We start from the raw sequence: 17,806 nt of genomic DNA on the forward strand, positions 1-17,806 counted from the left end.
ATGGAGCGTCGTTTGCCTGACTCGGGCGATTCAGGCGATCGCCCGCAGCACGCGGGCCGCGCTGGCGGGAACGGCTGCCGCGGCGGCCTCTGGTTGCGCCGGGGGCAGCAGGTCGGCATGGCGGGCGCGGAAGCTCGCCAGCAGCGCCGCATAGGCGTCGGTCGGCTCTCCGGTGGGAGCGGTTGGCAGGCCGAGCATTGCCGCCAGTTCGGCCGGCGCGATGGAACCCTCGCGCATCAGCGCGTCGACCACCACCACCAGCGCCGGCGTGTGCGCGTCGAGCAGCGCGAGGGCGCGCGCATGCTCCTGCGCGAGCAGGGCCTCGATCTCGGGGTTGGTGGCATCGACGTCGGTATTGCGGTTGTCCTCCGGGTCGTTCGCCACGTCGGTGCGGCTCAGGCGCGTGCCGAAGGCGAAGTGGCGCACGTACTGTGCCGCGCAGGCGGTAGCCTGCATGAAGTCCTGCACGGCGCCGGAGGTGCAGGCCTGCTCGCCGAACACCAGTTGCTCGGCGGCACGGCCCGCGAGGCTCACGCAGATGCGGTCGCGCAGGTTCTCCTTCGACCAGGCCTTGCGCTGCTCGTAGCTGTTGTAGCCGCCCTCGAACGAGGCGACGTTGATCTTGATCTCCTGCGGTGCGCGGCCGAACAGCAGGCCGTAGGCCACGCCGTGGCCGGCCTCGTGCACGGCGAGCAGGGCGCGGAAGTCCTCGCTCGAACGCTGCTTGAGGCGGTTCAGCTCCAGCGACACCGGGAACTGGCGGCGCACCTTGCGGTACTTGGCCTGGATGCAGGAGGCGCCCGCATCCAGCGTGAGCCACACCGGCTCGCCGCCGTCGGCGCCTTGCTCCAGCGCCCACAGCGCGGCATTGACCAGCGTGGCGCTCAGGATCGCGTGGATCGAAGAGAACAGCGGGCGCGTGCCCTGCGCCGGGAACACGGCGTTGGCGTAGATCTGCTCGTACACGCTCGCGTCGAGCACGAAGCGCACGCCGGAGCTCTCCTGGATCTCGCCCACGTAGCGGTCGCAGATCGACAGAATCAGGCGCACGTAGGTCGCACGGTTGAACGACGGGTAGATCACGTGGTTGTTGCCCAGGCGCGCGATCTGCTCGGGGCGGAAACGCTCGGCCAGCGCCTTCTTCACGTCGATGACGGAGAGCTTCTTCGTCAGTGTGTGGAAGATGTCGGCGTCGGTGTCGCAGTCCTCGACGCGGCGGGCCGTCTCGGCGTACATCTCGTCGAGATTGCCCGAGACGAACACCAGCAGCCTGCTGTAGTCGGTCTCCCAGTCTTGCTGCGCGTCGCGGAAGGCGCGCAGGCGCGCATGCACCTCGGCGGGCTTCCAGGCCATGATCTGCAGCAGGGTCTCGGAAAGCTTCAGGCAGCGCTTCACTTCGCGCGCCTCCCAGGGCGAGAGGTGCAGCTTGCGCTTCTTGTCGTCCTTCTTCCTGTCGGCCGGGCCGTCGCGGTCCTGCACGTACTCGGCCTGCGCGAGCGACGATTCGATCTCGCCCAGCATCGACAGCGCGGGCGGCAGGCGGCCGTCGGACAGCAGCGCCCACACATCCTGGTAGCGCTCGACTTTGGCCTCGTTGCCGTTGCCATCGACGGTGCGGAAGCGCTGGAACTCGTCGAGCACCAGGATGCCGGGCGTGCTTTCGGCAATGCCCGATTCGGCCAGCATGGCCGAGATGGAGCCGCGGCTGTGATAGCCCGAGCCGTGGCTGAAGCCGTCCATCTGCACTTCGATGAATCGGTCGTAGAAGCCCAGGTGCTGGGCCAGGCGGCGCACGAGCTGCGTCTTGCCGGTGCCGGTCAGGCCCCAGAGGCAGATGACCACGGGGCGGCTGATGAGCTGCGGCAGCACATACCAGGCGCGCAGCGAATCGATCACGCGGTCGATGATGTCATCGATGCCGAAGAGTTCGGCCTTCAGCGCCTCGGCGACGGTCTGCAGATGGCGCGTGCGTTCGGACAGCTCGGCGTGCAGGCGGGAATGGATGTCTTTGGACATGGTGTTTTTCTTTTTTATCGAACAGGTACGGAAAAGCGGCCGCTCCTTCGCGCGAAGGAGTCGGCAGTCAGACGCTGTGGGAGCGGTCGCGGCGCTTCTGTGCTCGAAGCGCGCGGGGGCGCGGCTTCAGGCCGGGCGAGGCAACTTGGCCCGTCCATGCGCGGTGGGCGCACGGCTTGCGCAGCGACGGCGCAAGGTGGTGGGGGCAAGGCAGGACATGGACGCGATCGTAGCGAGAGGGTGCAGCGGAGTAAAGACTATTTACACGACGTGTTGCCATGGGGCGGCGCACTGTGGGCGCCCTGCAACAACTGCCGTGCGCACCGATAATCGACGGTTTGCCCGCCGCGCCAGCCCGACGACTGCCTTCCCTTGACGACCACGACACCTCTTCGCATCGAATTTCCCGAATCGCTCCCTGTCTCGGGCAGGCGCGACGAAATCATGGCCGCCATCTCGGCGCACCAGGTCGTTATCGTCTGCGGCGAAACGGGCTCGGGCAAGACCACGCAGCTGCCCAAGATCGCGTTGGCGCTGGGTCGAGGCAAGCTCAACGCCGAGCCAGGCAAGGGCCGGCTCATCGGCCACACGCAGCCGCGCCGCATTGCTGCGAGCTCGGTCGCCAAGCGCATCGCCGAAGAGTTGAAGACGCCGCTGGGCGACGTGGTCGGCTTCAAGGTGCGCTTTCAGGACCGGTTGAGCCGCGACGCCTCGGTCAAGCTGATGACCGACGGCATCCTGCTGGCCGAGACGCAGACCGACCCGCTGCTGAAGGCCTACGACACGCTGATCATCGACGAGGCCCACGAGCGCTCGCTGAACATCGACTTCCTGCTGGGCTACCTGCGCGAGATTCTTCCGCGCCGGCCCGACCTGAAGGTGATCGTCACCTCGGCCACCATCGATGCCGACCGCTTCGCGCAGCACTTCGCGTCCAGGAAGGGGTCGGCGCCGATCATTTATGTCTCCGGCCGTACTTTCCCGGTGGAGCAGCGCTACCGCCCGTTCGAGGAGTCGCGCGAGCACGACCTGAACGATGCGATCGCCGATGGTGTCGACGAACTCTGGCGCGACCCGCACAACGCGGGCGACATCCTTGTTTTCCTGCCCGGCGAGCGCGAGATCCGTGAAGCGGCCGACCACCTGCGCCGCCACCTGAGTCACCAGCCGCTGCTGCGCAACGCCGAGGTGTTGCCGCTGTTCGCGCGCCTGTCGGGTCCCGAGCAGGACCGCATATTCGACGGCCACACGGGCCGGCGCATCGTGCTGGCCACCAACGTGGCCGAGACCTCGCTCACCGTGCCGGGCATCCGCTACGTGATCGACACCGGCACGGCGCGCGTCAAGCGCTACAGCTTTCGCAGCAAGGTCGAGCAGTTGCTGGTCGAGCCGATCAGCCAGGCCGCGGCCAACCAGCGCGCGGGCCGGTGCGGGCGGGTGGCGAACGGCATCTGCATCCGGCTCTACGACGAAAAGGATTTCGAAGGCAGGGCGCGCTTCACCGATCCGGAAATCCTGCGTTCCTCGCTCGCGGGCGTGATCCTGCGAATGAAGTCGCTGCGGCTGGGCGACGTGGCGCGCTTTCCGTTCCTCGAGGCACCATCGCCGCGCGCGATTGCCGATGGCTACCAACTGCTCAACGAACTCGGCGCGGTCGACGACGCCAACGAACTGACGCAAACCGGTGCCGAGCTGTCGCGGCTGCCGCTCGACCCGCGCGTCGGCCGGATGATCCTGGAAGCCCGATCGCGCGGCGCGCTCGAAGAAGTCCTGGTCATCGCCTCGGCCCTCAGCGTACAGGACGTGCGCGACCGCCCGATGGACGCACAGCAGCAGGCCGACCAGGCACATTCGAAATTCGACGACGAGAAGAGCGAGTTCAGCGGCTACCTGCGGTTGTGGAAGTGGATCGCCGACGCGCGCGGCGGCCACGGAGACACGCACAAGCTCAGCAACCGCCAGTACGAGCAGCTGCTGCGCCAGAACTTCATCAACATCCGCCGTGTGCGCGAGTGGCGCGACATCCACTCGCAGCTGCTCACAGTCGTGACCGAGCACAAGTGGCGCCTCAACGCCGAGCCCGCTGGCTATGAGCCGCTGCACCTGTCGATGCTCGCGGGCCTGCTCGGCAACATTGGCTGGAAGCTCGAAGATGACGAGGCGTATCTCGGTGCGCGCGGCATCAAGTTCTACAAGCACCCGGGTGCGCATCTGAAGAAGAAGCCCGGCCGCTGGATCGTTGCGGCCGAACTGGTCGAGACCACGCGGCTCTTCGGGCGCGGCATCGCCAACATCGAGCCACAGTGGCTCGAACAGGTGGCGGGGCATCTGCTGAAGAAGCAATTGCTCGACCCGCACTGGGAGAAGAAGGGCGCGCAGGTGTCGGCGCTGGAGCGCGCGACGTTGTACGGGCTTGTCGTATACAGCGGGCGCCGCGTCGACTTCACCAAGGTCGATCCGGTCGCGGCGCGCGAAATCTTCATCCGCGAGGCGTTGGTCGGTGGGCAATGGGAGAGCAAGTTCCCGTTCCTCACGGCCAACCGCAAGCTGGTGCGCGAGGTCGAAGGGCTGGAGCACAAGTCGCGCCGGCAGGACGTGCTGGTCGACGACGAACTGATCTTCGCCTTCTACGACGCGCAGTTGCCCGCCGACGTGGCCAGCGGCATCACCTTCGAGAACTGGTACCGCCATGCCTCGAAGGAGCAGCCACGTCTCTTGTTCCTGACGCGCGATGAACTGATGCGCCACCAGGCGGCTGGCATCACGACGCAGTCTTTTCCGGCCACGCTGCGGCTGGGCGGCGTCGATTGTGCTGCGACCTACCTGCACGAGCCCGGCGACGCGAAGGACGGCCTCACCGTTAGCGTGCCGCTGTTCGTGCTCAACCAGGTGAGCGAGGAACGCTGCGAGTGGCTGGTGACGGGCATGCTCAAGGACAAGATCCAGGCGCTGCTCAAGAGCCTGCCGCAGCGCCCGCGCTCGCGGCTGGTGCCGCTGCCCGAGTCGGCGGCGAAGCTGGCGGAAGAGCTTTCGGCGCCCGAGGTTTTCGGCCACGGCTCGCTGACCGACGTGCTGCTCAAGCGCGTGCGCGACGCAACGAGCATCGACGTCAAGCGTGCCGACTTCAAGCTCGACATGCTGCCGCCGCACCTGTTCATGAACCTGCGCATCGTGGACGAACACGGGCGCCAGCTGGGCATGGGACGCAACCTGGGCGCACTCAAGGCGGAACTGGGCGCGCAGGCACGAGGCGCTTTCCAGGCGCTGGCGGGCCTCAACGTGAAGGCTTCCGCCGAGCGAAAGCCCGCCGACACCATCGACGCAGGCGGCCAGGCCAAAGGCAACAGCGCGGCGCCGGCACCCGCCGCGCCCAGCCTGCCCGCGGGCCAGCGCTACACGGGCTGGAGCTTCGGTGAGCTGCCCGAGCTGATGGAAGTGCGCCGCGGATCGCAATCGCTGATCGGATTTCCGGCGCTGCGTGACGAGGGCGATGCCGTCACCATCGAGGTGTTCGACGAACCGGCCGTGGCCGCCGCGAAGCATCGCGCGGGCCTGCGCCGGTTGTTTGCGCTGCAACTGAAGGACGCGCTCAAGTACCTCGAGAAGAACATCCCCGATCTGCAGAAGATGGCCGTGGCCTACATGCCGCTGGGTACCTCCGAGGAGCTGCGCACGCAGATCATCGATGTGGCGATCGACAGGGCCTTTCTGCAAGAGCCGCTGCCCACCGACGAGTTCGCCTTCAAGCGCCGCCTGGAAGAGGGGCGGGGCCGGCTCACGCTGATCGCCAACGAGGTGGCGCGGCTGGCCTCGACCATCCTGGCCGAGTACGCGGCCGCCGCGCGCAAGATCAAGGACACCAGGATCCAGCCCGAAGCCGTGCAGGACGCTGCGCAGCAGCTGCAGCGCCTGGTCGGCAAGCGCTTCATTGCCGACGCGCCGTGGACACAGCTGCAACATTTCGCGCGCTATCTCAAGGCCATCGTGCTGCGGCTCGACAAGCTGCGCAGCGACCCGGCGCGCGACACCGCCAAGCTGGCCGAACTGCGGCCGCAGGAGCAACGCTATTGGCGGCTGGTGGCCGAGCGCAAGGGCGTGGTGGACGAGCGCATGCTCGAATTCCGCTGGCTGCTCGAGGAGCTTCGCGTGAGCTTCTTCGCGCAGGAGCTGCGCACGCCGCAGCCGGTCAGCGTCAAGCGGCTGGACAAGGCCTGGGCCCAGCTGCAGGCCTGACGGCAGCATGGCGAAAAAAAAGCCCGCTTGCCGCGGGCTTCTTTCAGATGCGCGAAATGTCTGGAAGCGTCATATGCGTCCCATGAGCACCAGGATGACGAGGATCAGCACGATCAGGCCCACGCCGCCGCTGGGCCAGTAACCCCAGCTCCGGCTGTAGCCCCAGCTCGGCAGCGCACCTACCAGCAGCAGGATCAGAACGATCAGCAGAATGAACGAGAGGGACATGTGTTTCTCCTGGGCCTTGTTGTCGAGCATTCATGCTCGATGTCCGGAGACCGGAGACACGCCGGATAGCCGCTTCTTCGACGGTCAGGGCTTTCCTACCGGTGTCGTCGGCATTCAAGCCGTGCGAGCCGATCAGAGTCGTGCAAGCCGATCTAGCGCCGCGACCAGCGTTTCGTCCTTCTTGGCGAAGCAGAATCGGACCACGCGCTGGTCGAAGCCATTGCCGTAGAACGCCGACAGCGGAATCGCCGCAACACCGATCTCGCGGGTCAGCCACAGGCAGAACTCGGCTTCGGACAGGTCGCTCACCGCCGAGACGTCGACGCACTGGAAATAGCTGCCCTCGCTGCGCAGCAGCTTGAAGCGGGTCTTCTCGGCCAGGCCGGCCGCGAACAGGTCACGCTTGCGCTGGTAGAAGGCGGGCAGCTCGAGGTAGGGCTTCGGCTCGGCCATGTACTGCGCGAGCGCATGCTGCATTGGCGTGTTGACGGTGAACACGTTGAACTGGTGCACCTTGCGGAACTCGGCCATCAGCGGCGCCGGTGCCGCCACGTAGCCGACCTTCCAGCCGGTGACGTGGTAGGTCTTGCCGAAACTGCTCACGATGAAGCTGCGTGCCGCCAGGCCCGGAAAGCGCGCCACGCTTTCGTGCCGCGCACCGTCGTAGACCATGTGCTCGTAGACCTCGTCGGCAATCACGAGGACGTCGGTCGGGGCCAGCAGTTCCTCGAGCTTGCGCATCTCGGCCGCGGTCCAGACCGTGGCGCTCGGGTTGTGCGGCGTGTTCACGATGATTGCGCGCGTGCGCGGAGTGAGCGCCGCGGCGATCTTGTCGAAATCGGGGCGGAAGGTGCCGGGCACGAGCGGCACGCGCACCACGCTGCCCCCGGCCAGTTCGATGTTGGGCACGTAGCTGTCGTAGCAGGGCTCGAGAACGATCACCTCGTCGCCCGCGCGCACCACGGCGAGGATGGCGGTGATGATGGCCTGCGTCGCACCCGCGGTGACCGTGATTTCGTCGGCGGCGCTGTAGCCGTGGCCGTAGAGCGCAGCGATCTTGCCGGCAATCGCTGCGCGCAGCGCCGGGATGCCGGGCATCGGCGGGTACTGGTTGTGGCCCGCGGCCATGGCGGCCGTCACGTCTTCGAGCAGCTTCGGATCGCAGTTGAAATCCGGAAAGCCCTGGCCGAGGTTGACCGCATTCTTCTCGGCGGCCAGCGCCGACATCACGGTGAAGATGGTGGTGCCTACAGCCGGCAGCTTGGTGGCGATGTCGGGCGTGCGTGGGGATTGAGCTGTGCTCATAGTTCGTAGTCTTGTTGATGGCCGCTCAGGGCCTTGGCGATCAGGTTGCGGTCGAGGCGGTCGGACAGCAGCTCGGCGAACTTGAAGACGAAGTTGCGCAGGTAGGCGCTGCGCTTGAACGCGACCCGCGCGATATTCTGGCCGAACACGTGGCCCATCGGGCGCACCACGAGGTCGGCGTTCGATTCGTCGCGCACGGCCATCTCGGCCACGATGCCCACGCCCAGCCCGAGGCGCACGTAGGTCTTGATCACGTCGGAGTCGATGGCTTCGAGCGCGATGCGCGGCGTGAGCTTCTTCTGCGCGAACGCATGGTCGATGCGCGTGCGTCCGGTGAACGACGGGTGATACGTGATGATCGGCTCGCTCGCCAGGTCTTCGAGCGAGATGCGCTCCTTGGCGGCCAGTGGATGGTCCTTGGGCAGCACCAGCACGTGCTGCCATTCGTAGCAGGGCAGGGTCACGAGCTCGGCGTAGCCGTCGAGCGATTCGGTGGCAATGCCGATCTCGGCGATCTCGTCGATCACCATGCGAGCCACCTGGTCGGGCGAGCCCTGGTGCAGGCTGACGTTGACCTTGGGGTACGCCTCGCGCAGGTTGGCCACGGGCACGGGCAGCACGTAGCGCGCCTGGGTGTGGGTGGTGGCGATGGAGAGGGTGCCGCTGTCCTGCGCGCTGAACTGCTCGCCGATGCGCTTGAGGTTGCCCACCTCGCGCATGATGAGTTCGATGCTGGCGATGACGTGCTGGCCCGGCTCGGTCACGCGCTTCAGGCGCTTGCCATGGCGCGCGAAGATTTCAACGCCCAGTTCTTCCTCGAGCTCGATGATGGCCTTGGAAACGCCGGGCTGCGAGGTGTGGAGCGCCTTGGCCGCCTCCGTGAGATTCAGGTTGCGCCGCACGGCTTCCTGAACAAACTTGAACTGGTGCAGATTCATATCAAATTCCGTCTTATTACGGAATTTATTATGCCTTCGGAATCTATCGAAATTGCCGGATGTTCAGGATTTGACCGCAATTCTGGCCAGGAGATCGACCAGTTCGGGCTCCTCGCCAACGATGCGGGCGAGCGAGAAGCCAACGTCGGGCCAGCGCTGGCGCAGCGCCTCGAGCTGGTGCGGCAGGTCTTCGCGCGCGTGCTTGCCCATGCCGAGGAACAGCGGGACCACGCGGATGGCGGTGGCGCCGCCGGCAATCAGCGCCGCTGTCGCCGTGGGCAGGTCGGGCGTTGCCAGTTCCATGTAGGCGCAGGCTACGCGGGCGCGGGGCTCGTTCCTGCACACGCGCTCGGCCACGGCCTCGATGGGCTGGCGCCAGCGTTCGTCGCGCGAACCATGCGCCAGCAGGACGATGCCCTGGGTCATCGTCGCAGCACCAGCCAGCTGAAGGCCGTCAACGACATCACCGAATAGATCATTCCCGGTGCCGCCGCCGTGAGCCATGGCGACCAGTTGCTCAGGTTGCCGAGATAGCCGAACACGTTGTTCAGCAGGAAGAAGCTGATGCCGATCATCACGCCGCCGAACACGTAGGTGGTGATGCCGGCCTGGCGGAAGTGCAGATAGGCGAAGGGCAGGGCGAGCACCACCATCACCAGGCACGAGAGCGGATAGAACACCTTGCGCCAGAACTCGATCTCGTAGCGCTGCGCGGTCTGGCCGTTGGCGTCGAGGTGGCGGATGTAGTCGAACAGGTCGATCGTGCCCATGCGGTCGGGGCGCAGGAGCGCGACCGACACCATTTCGGCGGTCAGCGTGGTGGGCCAGTTCAGCTGCGGAATCCTGGTCGTGGCAATGCGGGCCTGGTCGGCCGAGCTGCGCGTGTCGTACTTCTGCTCTTCGACGTCGGTGAGCATCCAGTGCCCGTTGTCGATGCGGGCCGAGCCCGCGACGATCTGGGTGCTTATGTAGCCGTTGTCATCGAACTCGAAGATGCGCGGGCTCTTCAGCGCGCCCTTGCGGTCGATCGACAGCACGTTCACTGCGAACGACACATTGCCCCGTTTTTCCTTGAGCCAGGCGCCCGTGTTGCCGGCCAGGGAATAGACGCCCTGGTATTTGGCCTTGAGCAGCTGGCCCGTGCGCTCCGACGCCGGTGCGACATAGTCGCCGATGGCAAAGGTCAGCATGACGAAACCGATGCCCAGCAGCAGCAGGGTGCGCAGCGCACGCCAGGGCCCCAGGCCGCTGGTGCGCAGGATCGTGTATTCGGAGCTCTGCGCCAGCCGGGCCATCACGAAGATGGAGCCGATCAGCACCGTGATCGGCAGCAGTTCGTAGAGGTGGCTCGGAATCAGCAGCGTCACGTAGACCAGCGCCTGCGCCGGCCCGTAGTTGAGGCTGTCCGGCTTGCCGATGGATTGCAGTTCGTCGACGAAGTCGAAGAAGAAAAAGAGGCTCAGAAAGCCGAGCGTCACGAACGCCACGGCCTTCAGCACCTCCACGTAGATCAGGCGTCTTATCGTTTTCACGTGGGTTCGATCTTGGGTGTAGGCAGCGCGGCGGCGGACGGACGTGGCTTGCCCGGCCGTCCCCAGTTGTTCTGGCGTATGCCGAGCCATGCCAGGTTGATCAGCAGCACGCCGCCATGCAGCAGCACCATGAAGCCACCCAGGCTGTATTTGCCTGAACTGATCCAGCTCTGCCCCAGGTTGAGCATGTTGTAGTAGACGACGAAAGCGAACAGCGCCAGTAGCAGGTTGCCGCTGCGGCCGACGCGCGGGTTGGCGCTCGACACATTCAGCGCCAGCAGCACGAAGTTGACGGCCGTCAGCAGCATCCCGATGCGCCAGGCCAGCTCGCCGCGGCTCGGGTCGCTCGGATCGGTCAGCAGGGACAGCGTGTTGCGCGCGCGCGGCGGCGTTGCGTCGTTGGTCAGGCCGTTGTTGCCGCCAGCCCGGGTGCCGTAGGTCTTGAATTCGCTGATCTTCAGGCCGGTCTGGGCAATGGGCTGCTCGAGCCGCTGTCCGTTGTTGAGCAAGAGGTAGCGCGAATTGCCGATGTTCTCGATGCTGCCGCTGCGCGCCGAGGTCGTGATCTGCATGTTGCGCTCGATCGACCAGATGAAGACGTTGGTGGCCTTGGAGTTGTCCGCCGTCTCCTTGTCGATGAAGAACACGCGCACCCGGCCGGCGGATTCGCGGAACTCACCCGGCGCCACGCGCTCGATGTCGCTGCGCTGCTCGTACTGCTTGCGCATGCCGATGGTCTGCGAGTTGGCCCACGGCCAGCCCACCAGCGCCATCACCGCGATCAGGATCAGCACTGGCCAGGCGAAGCGGAACAGCGGCTTGACGAAGTCGATCAGGCCGCGCCCGCTGGAAAACCAGATCACCATCTCGCTGTCGCGGTACATGCGCGAGAGGGTGCCGACGATGGCGATGAACAGGCTCAGGCTCAGGATGGTCGGCATGTAGCCGAGCACCGTGTAAGTCATCACCAGGAACACCTCCTGCGGGTTCACACTGCCCTTGGACGCGAGCCCCAGGGTGCGGATGAGCATCATGGTCATCACGATGGTGACCAGGACCACGAGGGTTGCTCCGAAGCTGCGGGACAGCTCCTTGCGTAGGGAAGAATGGAATAACATCGTTCGAGGAAAAAAAGGATTATGGACTTTCAACTCAAGACCCTCACCGTCGCCCAGGCTGCAGCCGAGAAATCCGATGTCCTGATCGTGCTCGTGGGCAGCGCTCCGCTCACCTCCAAAGACCCGTTGTCGGTGCTCGCCGCCAGTGCCCGCAAGGCCGGCGACCTGCCCGACAAGGCTGGCAAGCAGCTGGGGCTCTACCGTCCGGAAGACGTGGTCGCGTCCCGCGTGGTGCTCGCCGCCATCGGCGACGGCAAGCCCGCCTCGGTGCGCAGCGGGGTGATCGCGGCGGTCAACGCGGTCAAGGCCCAGGGGCCCAAGCGCGTGGCCATCGTCTTTGCGCAGCCCGCTGACGGCGCGGCGGTAGCGAGCGCCGTCACGGCGGCGGCCGACGCCAGCTATGTCTACACGACCACCAAGTCGAAGGCCGAGCCCCGCAGCATCCGCCAGCTGATCGTCGGCGTGGCCGATGCCGCCGTCGTCACCGGCGCCTTCGACACCGCCCGCGCCGCTGTCCAGGGCATCGAACTGGCCAAGGAATGGGGCAACCGGCCGGCCAACCATGCCACGCCCACGCTGCTGGCCGAGGTCGCCAAGGGGCTGGCCAAGCTGCCGAACATCAAGTGCGAAGTGCTGGGCCCGAAAGAAGTCGAGAAGCTCGGCATGGGTGCCTTCGCGGCCGTGGCTCAAGGTTCGGCGGAGCCGCTGCGCTTCATCGTGCTGCGCTACCACGGTGCGCCCAAGGACGAGGCGCCCGTGGTGCTTGTCGGCAAGGGCATCACCTTCGATACCGGCGGTGTCTCGCTCAAGCCCGCGGCCGAAATGGACGAAATGAAGTTCGACATGTGCGGCGCGGCAAGTGTGCTCGGCACCTTCCGCGCGCTCGGCGACCTCCAGCCCGCCATCAACGTCGTCGGCCTCATTCCCTCGTGCGAGAACATGAACGACGGTCGCGCCGTGAAGCCGGGCGACGTGGTGACGAGCATGAGCGGCCAGACCATCGAGGTGCTCAACACCGATGCCGAGGGCCGGCTCATCCTTTGCGACGCATTGACCTACGCCAAGCGCTTCGATCCGGCGGCCGTGATCGACATAGCGACCCTGACGGGCGCCTGCGTGGTGGCCCTCGGCGGCGTGCGCAGCGGTCTGTTCACCAGCGACGAAACGCTGGCCGCAGCGATCGAAGCTGCCGGCGAGGCCTCGCAGGACCGCTGCTGGCGCCTGCCACTGGACGACGACTATGCCGAAGGCCTCAAGAGCAACTTTGCCGACGTGGCCAACATTGCCGGCCGCGCCGGCGGCGCCATCACCGCCGCCAAGTTCCTGCAGCGCTTTGCCGGCGACTTCGCCTGGGCGCACCTGGACATCGCGGGCACCGCCTGGAAGAGCGGTGCGGCCAAGGGCTCGACCGGCCGGCCGGTGGGCCTGCTGGTGTCGTACCTGACAACCCGCGCAAACGGCGGCGACGGATCGGGCAAGGCCAGCAAAACCAAAACCCCCGCAGCTCCGGCCAAAAAGGCCAGGTCGGCGAAGTGACGGAAATCGGCTTTCACTACAACGCGCCCGACAAGCTGAACTACGCCTGCCGGCTGGTTCGCAAGGCCGTGAATGCACGCGGCCTGCGCGTGGTGGTCGTCGGCGATGCGCTTGCGCTCGATGCCATGGACGCCGCGCTCTGGCAGCTGTCGCCGGTGGACTTCGTCGCGCACTGCCGCGGCGATGCGCCGGCCCATGTGGTCGCGCGTTCGCCCGTCGTTCTTTCGGCGGAGGGGGCCGACGCGGCCTCGCTGCCGCACCGCGAAATGCTGGTGAATCTCGGACTCGAAGTGCCTGCAGGCTTCGAGCGCTATGAACGCATGATCGACATCGTGAGCGACGAGGCCAACGATCGCCAGGTCGGCCGTTCGCGCTGGCGCCACTATGCCGATCGTGGCTACACCATCCAGCCACACGATTTCGCAAAGAGTTCCTGACATGGCCAGCACGCTGCGCACACCGCCTCGGTTCGTTCCCACGCTGACCACGGTGCTCGAGGTTCCGGCGGAGCCCGCGAGTCCCGAGCCGCAGGCCGCGGCCGCGCTCCAACCCGACCCGGCGAGCGTCATGGCATTGCCGCCGGCCGTGCAGCTTTCGCAGGCGGAAATCGTCAGCCTCGAAGAGCAGTTGCTGCACCGCGTGTTGCAGCGCGTCGACCTGTCTCTGGAAGAGCGTTTGAGCGACACCGTGTCAGCTGCCGTTCAGCATCAGCTCGACGCGATGGTGCCGCGTTTGCGCAATGAAATCGAAGCCGTTCTGCGTGCGTTGGTGATCGAGGCAATGGCCGCGGAACTCAGCGAAAACACAGGGTCTACGCCAGCTTCCGGCGCCTGAATCCTCGGCTAAACTGCGCCGCAGGTCGGAAGGGCGTGAGGGTGCCGCTGGTCCGCGGCGCGAAACTTGCGAGGTCTGTGCGCCCGGATCACACGACCGGTTTATTATTCTTTTCATCCAAGTTCTGGAGGTTCTCATGCAATTGAAATGGACTGCGGTCGCACTGGCTGCACTCACGCTGGTGGCTTGCGGCAAGAAGGAAGAAGCTGCTGCTCCCGCTGCGGCGCCCGCGCCAACGGCTGCGGCCCCGGCTGCTGCACCTGCCGGAGAAACCCTGCTCGTCAAGATCGGCCACGTTGCGCCCACGAGCGGTCCCATTGCCCACCTCGGCAAGGACAACGAGTTCGGCGCCAAGATGGCCATCGAAGACCTGAATGCAAAGGGCCTCAAGATCGGCGACAAGGTCGCCAAGTTCGAACTGGTCGCCGAAGACGACGCTGGCGATCCGAAGCAGGGCACCGCTGTCGCCCAGAAGCTGGTCGACGAGAAGGTCAACGGCGTGGTGGGTCACCTGAACTCGGGCACCACCATTCCCGCTTCGAAGCTCTACAGCGACGCCGGCATTCCGCAGATCTCGCCTTCGGCCACCAATCCGAAGTACACGCGCCAAGGCTTCAAGACCACGTTCCGCGTGGTGGCCGACGACACGCAGCTCGGTGGCACGCTGGGCAAGTACGCGGTCGAAACGCTCAAGGGCAAGAACATCGCCGTGATCGACGACCGCACGGCCTATGGCCAAGGCGTTGCCGAAGAGTTCGAGAAGTCGGCAAAGGCCGCTGGCGCCACCATCGTGGGCCACGAGTTCACCACCGACAAGTCGACCGACTTCAACGCCATCCTGACCAAGCTCAAGGCTGCCAAGCCCGACGTGCTGTTCTTTGGCGGCATGGACGCCGTCGGCGGCCCGATGCTCAAGCAAGTCAAGCAGCTCGGCCTGAACGTCAAGTTCATGGGCGGCGACGGCCTGTGCACCGGCGAACTGCCGAAGCTGGCTGGCGATGCGATCGGCGAAGAAATGGTGGTGTGCGCTGAAGCCGGTGGCGTGGACGGCGACTTCAAGCAGCCGCTGGAAGACTTCAAGGCCAAGTTCAAGACCAAGAACGGCGTCGAAGTGCAGATCTACGCACCGTACGTGTACGACGCGGTCAACGTGCTGGCCGAAGCCATGGTCAAGGCCGGCTCGTCCGACCCGGCCAAGTACCTGCCTGAAGTCGGCAAGACACAATACAAGGGCGTGACCGGCCCGATCGCCTTCGACGAAAAGGGCGACATCAAGAACGGCGCCCTGACGCTGTACACCTACAAGGGTGGTGCGCGCACGCAGATCGCCGTGGTGCGCTGATTCGCTTCGGCAGCGGCAACCTTCACGGTTGTTCGCAAAAAGAGAAAAGGGCCCTCGGGCCCTTTTTTCATGGCTGCTTCAGGCGCGGTTCAGAGCGGCGCAAGACCCGAAGGGCGATTGGCGTTGCAGTACTCGATGAAAGCGTCGAGATCGCGCGACTTGTCGAACACCGCGTCTGCACCCAGAGCCATGCAACGCGCGCGTATGTCGGCCGTCACGTAGTTGCTGAGCACCACTACCCGTTGGCTGGGCTTGCGGTTCCTGCAGCCGCCCAGAACGCCGAGGCCGGAACCTTCCTTCAGGAAGAGGTCGACGATCAGGAGCTGCCAGTCGTCGGGATGCACCTCGAGCCATGCAAGGGCCTCTGTCTCGGTTTCGGCGAAGCCGACCACACGGCCATTGACCAAATCCTCGAGTGCCGGGACCAGGTTATCCCTGATGGTCTTGTTGTCCTCGACGAGGAACGTGATGAGGGCCATGCCGTGGTTTCGCTTTGAGAACGAATAGCGTAGCGTGCCTGGCGTTGCCGCGGCGTAGGAGAAAGGATACGGACGGAGTGCCGGTGGCCGAATCCGGGGTCAGTCGTCGCCGTCGGCGCGGATCTCTGCCTTGAGCTTCTTGGCCAGCGCCTGGCTTTCGTCGCGCTCCGCCGCCGCTTCGAGGCGCTTCTCGATCTCCTCGCTCAGTGCGGCGTTGACCTCAGCCAGCTTCTCGGCGGACTTGGCCAGCTTTTCTTCCAGCTGGCTCGTGTGCTCGATGGCCTGTGCCACTTCGCCGACCTGCACTTCTTCGGGCAACTCCTGTTCGAGTACCGTGTTCACCACGGCGAGGTTGTCCGATGCCCGCTGCACGTCGGCGGCCACCTGCTCGCTTTTTTCCAGGGTGCGGTCCAGTGGGGTCCTGCCGCGCGGCGCGTTTTTTCGTTGTCCAGCCATCGAGGCTCCTTTGCAGGCTTTGAAACTAAAACATTCGGATCGTAGCGCCAGATGAAAGGATCCGGCAGGTGATATCCAGTTGTTGCAAAGCAACGCACTGCTTGGTGAGCCGGACGACAAAAAAGCCCAAGTGCTTGTGGCAACTTGGGCTTCTTGCGTTGTCTGATGTTCGTGAACGGTTACGAACAATCGATCTCTGGCGGAGCAGGCGGGATTCGAACCCGCGGAGGGCTATTAACCCTCACACGCTTTCCAGGCGTGCGACTTAAACCGCTCATCCACCGCTCCTGAGCCCACGATTGTAGCAGTCAGTTCAGGCCGGATTCGACGGCTTGCCTGCCTGGACCATGCGCATCGCCGAAGCGATGAGCGCGGCGGTCTCGGTCATGTTGCTCGGCACGATCAGCGTGGTCTTGGAATCGGCCGCCACCTTGCCGTAGGCATCGACGGCGCGCTCGGCCACCTTGAGCTGCACGGCCTGCTCGCCGCCGGGCTGGCGGATGGCCGCTGCCACGCGTTCGATGGCGTCTGCCGTTGCGGTGGCCACCGCGGTGATCGCGGCGGCTTCACCCTGTGCGTTATTGATCTGCGCCTGCTTTTCGCCCTCGGAGCGGGCGATGAAGGCCTCGCGTTCGCCGGTGGCGATGTTGATCTGCTCCTGGCGGCGGCCTTCGGAGGCCGCAATCAGCGCGCGCTTGCCGCGCTCGGCCGTGATCTGCGCCTGCATGGCCAGCAAGATTTCCTTCGGCGGCGTCAGGTCCTTGATTTCATAGCGCAGCACCTTCACGCCCCAGTTGAGCGCGGCCTCGTCGATCGCGGCCACCACCTGGGCGTTGATGACGTCGCGTTCCTCGAAGGTCTTGTCGAGCTCCAGCTTGCCGATCACGCTGCGCAGCGAGGTCTGTGCAAGCTGCGTCACGGCCACGATGTAGTTCGACGAACCGTAGCTCGCGCGCATCGGATCGGTCACCTGGAAGTACAGGATGCCGTCGACCTGCAGCTGCGTGTTGTCGCGCGTGATGCAGATCTGGCTCGGCACGTCGAGCGGGATTTCCTTCAGGCTGTGCTTGTAGGCCACCCGGTCGATGAACGGAATCAGGAAGTTGGGGCCGGGCGTCATGGTGCCGTGGTACTTGCCCAGGCGCTCGCGCACCCAGGCGTTCTGCTGCGGCACGAACTTGACCGACTGGCTGATGAAGATGATCGCGATGACCAGGATGATGAGAGGGACCGAAAATTCCATGGTGCGCTTCCTTTTTCTGAGTTCTATGGACTGTGACTAGACCTTGTCGACGACCAGCCGGCTGCCGATCACCTCGACCACCCGGTGCTCTCCGGTCGACGGCGTGCGGCCCGCGCGCTGGATCACGGTCCACTGCGCGCCGCGGTAGCGCACGGTCGCCGTGCCATCGGCATTCCACGCATCGACCTGCACGCTCTCGCCGATGTCGAGGTTCACGTCGCGGTTGGCTTCGGTGGGCGGGGCAGGAGGGCGCTTGCGCTGGATCGAGTACCAGGTGAGCACGGCCCCCACGCCGATCACCGAGGCCACGATCAGCTGGGTGACGGTGCCGAAGCCCAGGTGCGCCGAGATCGCCGCGGCTGCAAAGCCTGCGGCCAGCAGCAAAAGGTAGACGGTGCCCGAGAGCAACTCGACCACGATGGCGGCCCCCGCAATCAGCCACCAGACGGTGGAATTCGCCATTTCAACTCCTCTTTTCCTTGTTCGATGCGCGCCATTCTGAGGCATATGCCCCAAGCGCTTGCCCTGGGTAGGGGTACTGCGCCG

General features: G+C 65.5%; 16 protein-coding genes and 1 tRNA gene. 5 read left to right on the top strand and 12 right to left on the bottom strand.

What is annotated here, in order from left to right; all coding sequences use genetic code 11:
* Window positions 1-30: 30 nt before the first annotated feature.
* The gene (locus ACCC97_RS03390) at window positions 31-2,016 is read right to left on the bottom strand and encodes an AAA family ATPase (protein ID WP_413331577.1); all 1,986 of its coding nucleotides are present in this window, start codon (window positions 2,014-2,016) and stop codon (window positions 31-33) included.
* 444 nt (window positions 2,017-2,460) lie between these two features.
* On the opposite strand from ACCC97_RS03390, the gene hrpA reads away from it, so the two are divergent.
* On the top strand, window positions 2,461-6,249 hold the full coding sequence (hrpA, locus tag ACCC97_RS03395; RefSeq protein ID WP_413331590.1) for an ATP-dependent RNA helicase HrpA: 3,789 nt from the start codon (window positions 2,461-2,463) through the stop codon (window positions 6,247-6,249).
* Window positions 6,250-6,318: 69 nt separating this feature from the next.
* Here the strand turns inward: hrpA and ACCC97_RS03400 are convergent, their stop codons facing one another.
* The 6 genes from ACCC97_RS03400 to lptF all read right to left on the bottom strand — a co-directional run bounded on the left by ACCC97_RS03400 (window position 6,319) and on the right by lptF (window position 11,370).
* Complete coding sequence (locus tag ACCC97_RS03400; RefSeq protein ID WP_413331578.1) at window positions 6,319-6,477, bottom strand: DUF3309 family protein; 159 nt, start codon at window positions 6,475-6,477, stop codon at window positions 6,319-6,321.
* 132 nt (window positions 6,478-6,609) lie between these two features.
* Window positions 6,610-7,782, bottom strand: a complete 1,173-nt coding sequence (locus ACCC97_RS03405) for a pyridoxal phosphate-dependent aminotransferase (protein ID WP_413331579.1) — start codon at window positions 7,780-7,782, stop codon at window positions 6,610-6,612.
* Window positions 7,779-8,720, bottom strand: a complete 942-nt coding sequence (locus ACCC97_RS03410; RefSeq protein WP_007832298.1) for a CysB family HTH-type transcriptional regulator — start codon at window positions 8,718-8,720, stop codon at window positions 7,779-7,781. Before ACCC97_RS03410 ends, ACCC97_RS03405 begins: the two co-directional genes overlap by 4 nt.
* A gap of 63 nt (window positions 8,721-8,783) precedes the next feature.
* Window positions 8,784-9,146 carry a sirohydrochlorin chelatase gene (locus ACCC97_RS03415; RefSeq protein WP_007832296.1) on the bottom strand — a complete coding sequence of 121 codons (363 nt, stop codon included), beginning with the start codon at window positions 9,144-9,146 and terminating at the stop codon, window positions 8,784-8,786.
* Window positions 9,143-10,252: an LPS export ABC transporter permease LptG gene (gene lptG, locus ACCC97_RS03420; RefSeq protein WP_413331580.1), complete on the bottom strand. Its 1,110-nt coding sequence runs from the start codon at window positions 10,250-10,252 to the stop codon at window positions 9,143-9,145. Before lptG ends, ACCC97_RS03415 begins: the two co-directional genes overlap by 4 nt.
* Window positions 10,249-11,370, bottom strand: a complete 1,122-nt coding sequence (lptF, locus tag ACCC97_RS03425) for an LPS export ABC transporter permease LptF (protein ID WP_007832293.1) — start codon at window positions 11,368-11,370, stop codon at window positions 10,249-10,251. Before lptF ends, lptG begins: the two co-directional genes overlap by 4 nt.
* 21 nt (window positions 11,371-11,391) lie before the next feature.
* On the opposite strand from lptF, the gene ACCC97_RS03430 reads away from it, so the two are divergent.
* The 4 genes from ACCC97_RS03430 (at window position 11,392) to ACCC97_RS03445 (ending at window position 15,082) form a co-directional block, all read left to right on the top strand.
* Window positions 11,392-12,906 (top strand): leucyl aminopeptidase, encoded by a 1,515-nt coding sequence (locus ACCC97_RS03430; RefSeq protein WP_413331581.1) that lies wholly within the window; start codon window positions 11,392-11,394, stop codon window positions 12,904-12,906.
* Window positions 12,903-13,343 carry a DNA polymerase III subunit chi gene (locus tag ACCC97_RS03435; RefSeq protein ID WP_007832289.1) on the top strand — a complete coding sequence of 147 codons (441 nt, stop codon included), beginning with the start codon at window positions 12,903-12,905 and terminating at the stop codon, window positions 13,341-13,343. The genes ACCC97_RS03430 and ACCC97_RS03435 overlap by 4 nt, the downstream gene beginning before the upstream one ends.
* A gap of 1 nt (window position 13,344) precedes the next feature.
* A complete protein-coding gene (locus tag ACCC97_RS03440) occupies window positions 13,345-13,740 on the top strand; it encodes a hypothetical protein (protein WP_007832288.1) in 396 nt (131 codons plus the stop codon).
* A gap of 136 nt (window positions 13,741-13,876) precedes the next feature.
* Window positions 13,877-15,082 carry a branched-chain amino acid ABC transporter substrate-binding protein gene (locus ACCC97_RS03445; RefSeq protein WP_007832287.1) on the top strand — a complete coding sequence of 402 codons (1,206 nt, stop codon included), beginning with the start codon at window positions 13,877-13,879 and terminating at the stop codon, window positions 15,080-15,082.
* A gap of 89 nt (window positions 15,083-15,171) precedes the next feature.
* Here the strand turns inward: ACCC97_RS03445 and ACCC97_RS03450 are convergent, their stop codons facing one another.
* The 5 genes from ACCC97_RS03450 to ACCC97_RS03470 all read right to left on the bottom strand — a co-directional run bounded on the left by ACCC97_RS03450 (window position 15,172) and on the right by ACCC97_RS03470 (window position 17,722).
* A complete protein-coding gene (locus ACCC97_RS03450) occupies window positions 15,172-15,561 on the bottom strand; it encodes a response regulator (RefSeq protein ID WP_007832286.1) in 390 nt (129 codons plus the stop codon).
* Between the two features lie 99 nt (window positions 15,562-15,660).
* Entirely contained in the window at window positions 15,661-16,017 is a 357-nt protein-coding gene (locus ACCC97_RS03455) for a hypothetical protein (RefSeq protein ID WP_007832285.1), read from the bottom strand.
* A 197-nt stretch (window positions 16,018-16,214) separates the two neighbouring features.
* Window positions 16,215-16,305 (bottom strand) — tRNA-Ser (locus ACCC97_RS03460).
* A gap of 25 nt (window positions 16,306-16,330) precedes the next feature.
* Window positions 16,331-17,260, bottom strand: coding sequence for an SPFH domain-containing protein (locus tag ACCC97_RS03465; RefSeq protein ID WP_007832284.1), 930 nt, complete (start codon window positions 17,258-17,260; stop codon window positions 16,331-16,333).
* A 36-nt stretch (window positions 17,261-17,296) separates the two neighbouring features.
* Complete coding sequence (locus ACCC97_RS03470; RefSeq protein ID WP_413331582.1) at window positions 17,297-17,722, bottom strand: NfeD family protein; 426 nt, start codon at window positions 17,720-17,722, stop codon at window positions 17,297-17,299.
* Window positions 17,723-17,806: the final 84 nt, after the last annotated feature.

Source organism: Variovorax sp. Varisp85 (assembly GCF_047304045.1).
Taxonomy (GTDB): Bacteria; Pseudomonadota; Gammaproteobacteria; order Burkholderiales; family Burkholderiaceae_C; genus Variovorax.